At 68.3% G+C, this 2,369-nt stretch carries 4 protein-coding genes and 1 pseudogene; all 5 read left to right on the top strand.

Going from position 1 to position 2,369, the window contains the following annotated elements; translation table 11 throughout:
• Positions 1–293, top strand: a 293-nt coding sequence (locus HUK84_RS15145; RefSeq protein WP_281362829.1) for a Holliday junction DNA helicase RuvB C-terminal domain-containing protein, incomplete at its 5' end; no start/stop codon positions are given.
• A complete protein-coding gene (ybgC, locus tag HUK84_RS15140; protein ID WP_176641024.1) occupies positions 290–694 on the top strand; it encodes a tol-pal system-associated acyl-CoA thioesterase in 405 nt (134 codons plus the stop codon). The genes HUK84_RS15145 and ybgC, both read left to right, overlap by 4 nt.
• A gap of 205 nt (positions 695–899) precedes the next feature.
• A complete protein-coding gene (gene tolQ, locus HUK84_RS15135) occupies positions 900–1,616 on the top strand; it encodes a protein TolQ (RefSeq protein ID WP_176641023.1) in 717 nt (238 codons plus the stop codon).
• A 3-nt stretch (positions 1,617–1,619) separates the two neighbouring features.
• Positions 1,620–2,063: a protein TolR gene (gene tolR / locus HUK84_RS15130; RefSeq protein WP_176641022.1), complete on the top strand. Its 444-nt coding sequence runs from the start codon at positions 1,620–1,622 to the stop codon at positions 2,061–2,063.
• A gap of 29 nt (positions 2,064–2,092) precedes the next feature.
• Positions 2,093–2,369, top strand: a pseudogene (locus tag HUK84_RS15125) (energy transducer TonB); the annotation flags it as partial.

Here is a 2,369-nt window from a genome sequence, read left to right as displayed (position 1 = left end):
GGATGGACCGCCGCTATCTGCGCCGCATCGCCGAACACCATCATGGCGGCCCGGTGGGGGTGGACACCCTCGCCGCCGCCCTGGCCGAGGCCCGCGACACGCTGGAAGACGTCGTCGAACCCTATCTGATCCAGGAAGGGCGGGTGCTGCGCACCCCCCGCGGCCGCATGCTGGGCGAACGTGGCTGGCGGCATCTGGGCCTGGTCCCGCCGCCCCGCCAGCCGGGCCAGGGCGATCTGCTGCACGGGGGGGATCCGCTCCGGGGGGATGGCCCGCCGGAGGACGGGGCATGATGCACAGCATCCCGTTCCGCATTTATTATGAAGACACGGATGCGGGCGGCGTCGTCTATCACGCCCGCTACCTGGCGCTGGCCGAACGCGCCCGGACCGAGGCGATTCGCAGCCTTGGCCGCCCGGTTGCGGCCCTGATCGACGAATTCGGCCTGGCCTTCGTGGTGCGCCGGGCCGGCATCGACTATCGCCGGCCGCTGCGGCTGGACGATGTCGTGACCGTGGTCACCCGCCTGACCGAACTCAGCCCGGCCAGTTGCCGCCTGGCGCAGGATTTCCTGCGCGACGGCACGCCGTGCGCGACGCTCGATGTCCATCTGGCCTGCGTGCGGGTGGCCGATGGCCGGCCTGCCCGATTTCCGCCTTCATGGCGTGATCTGCTGAACGGATTGGCGGATTAGGGCGGCCCCGCATTCCCGGGCATGACGGGCCGTCCATGCCGGTCCGGATTTATTCGTCGGGGCCGGCGCGAACTGCCGCCGGGGGTGCTTCTGCTTTCCTGCGGAAGCCTATAAGGAACGCACTGGAGTGCAGTGTCAGGCTGCCCCGACTCGGCCGCGGCACGCGAGGCGGCACGGCCATGGGCAGAAGGTGCAGGAGGCATTTTTGGACCAAGCGGTTAACGCGGCTAACCTGGGCGCGGCTGCGTCGGGTTTGTCGCTCTGGAGTCTGTTCATCCACGCGGCGATCGTCGTCCAGCTGGTGATGATCGGACTGGCCATCAGCAGCGTGGTCGTGTGGGGCATCATCTTCGACAAGGTCGTGACCCTGCGGCGCGTCAATCGCCAGGCGACCGAATTCGAAGACAAGTTCTGGTCCGGCGGCAGCCTGGACGACCTGTACGAATCCGACGGCGCGAAGCCCCAGCATCCCCTGGCCGCCGTCTTCGGCGCGGCGATGGGCGAATGGCGCCGTTCGGCCCGCATTCCGGGCGTCGACCTGGTGCGCGGCGGGGTGCAGGAACGCGTGGACCGCGCCATGACCATCACCGTGACGCGCGAAATGGAACGGCTGGGCCGCTGGATGATCTTTTTGGCAACCATCGGACCGGTGGCGCCGTTCATCGGCCTGTTCGGCACGGTCTGGGGCATCATGCATGCCTTCGGGTCGATCGCGGCGATGCACAATACCAATCTCAGCGTCGTGGCCCCGGGTATTTCCGAGGCCCTGTTCGCCACGGCCATCGGCCTGGTGACCGCCATCCCGGCGGTGATCGCCTATAACGTCATCAGCAACAACCTGGCGGTGTTCGAGGACCGGATGGCCGGGTTCGGCACCGAATTCGCCGCCATCCTGTCCCGCCAGTCCGAGGAAAGAGGCTGAACCATGGGCGTTTCTCTGGGCGGAGGGGGCGGTCGCCGGGGGCGCCGCCGTCCCATGTCGGACATCAACGTCACCCCACTGGTGGACGTCATGCTGGTGCTGCTGATCATCTTCATGGTGACGGCGCCGATGATGACCAGCGGCGTGAATGTCGACCTGCCCAAGACCGACGCCGCCCCGGTGAATGCGGACACCAAGCCGATCACCGTGTCCATCCGTTCGGACGGCGCGCTGTATCTGGGCGACAATCCGGTTTCGGCCGATCAACTGGTCGACCAGCTGCGCACGGCCGCCGAGAATGATCCGGCGCACCGGATCTTCGTGCGGGGGGATGCCCATATCGATTACGGCCGGGTGATGGAAGTGATGGGCCGGATTACCGCCGGCGGCTTCACCCATGTCGCCCTGCTGGCCCAGCAGCCGCCCTCGGGCGGCGGCGCGCCCTGATTTTCCTCCGTCCTGGGAGCGTCCTCGTCGTGGTTCCGCCGCGTCGTTCCGAACGTATCCTGATGCGACGCTCGATCGTCGCGTCCGGCGTCATCCATGCGGCGCTGCTGCTGGCGGTGATTCTGGGGCTGCCGATGCCGGTGCCCCCCGAACCGCCGCCGCCGCCGACCATCGAGATGGAATTCACCAGTTCCGACAATGGCGGCATGCCCCACAAGGCCGAGAAGCCGGCGACCAAGCCCGCGCCTGCCCCGGCCCCGGTGAAGCAGGAGGCCCCGCCGGCCCCCACGCCGCCGACCAAGGCGC

The sequence above is a fragment of the Nguyenibacter vanlangensis genome, assembly GCF_013376155.1.
GTDB lineage: Bacteria > Pseudomonadota > Alphaproteobacteria > Acetobacterales > Acetobacteraceae > Gluconacetobacter > Gluconacetobacter vanlangensis.
The sequence above is the reverse complement of the archived record's forward strand: the minus strand, read 5'-3'. Positions and strand labels throughout refer to the sequence as shown.

Coding starts and splice junctions, on each gene's coding strand:
- tolR (WP_176641022.1), top strand. CDS start 1,620: ATGGGCGTTTCTCTGGGCGGAGGGGGCGGTCGCCGGGGGCGCCGCCGT.
- ybgC (WP_176641024.1), top strand. CDS start 290: ATGATGCACAGCATCCCGTTCCGCATTTATTATGAAGACACGGATGCG.